Origin of the sequence: Corynebacterium marquesiae, assembly GCF_030229635.1 — a bacterium.
Taxonomy (GTDB): Bacteria; Actinomycetota; Actinomycetes; order Mycobacteriales; family Mycobacteriaceae; genus Corynebacterium; species Corynebacterium marquesiae.
In genome coordinates this window covers 1-221 of sequence record NZ_JASPII010000058.1, presented here as the reverse complement: position 1 = coordinate 221, position 221 = coordinate 1, and the positions used below count along the sequence as shown (strand labels likewise).

1 tRNA gene is annotated in these 221 nt (G+C 52.5%); it reads left to right on the top strand.

The features are described from left to right. A tRNA-Ala gene (locus tag QP971_RS11355) sits at positions 1–70 on the top strand. Positions 71–221 lie beyond the last annotated feature (151 nt).

Genomic DNA, 221 nt, shown 5'->3' with positions numbered 1-221 from the left:
GCATTAGCTCAATTGGTAGAGCATCTGCTTTGCAAGCAGAAGGTCAGGAGTTCGATTCTCCTATGCTCCACAGCATGTAGTCCGGCTTCCTCTTCGGAGAGGCCGGACTTTTTCTACGTGGTGGGGTTCAGGGGTCGAATTGGCGGGTTAAGGGTCAAAATGTGTGTCTGGCTCGGCGTGTCGCGGGGGTTAGATTTGGCCTTTTTGAATGCCGATTGAGT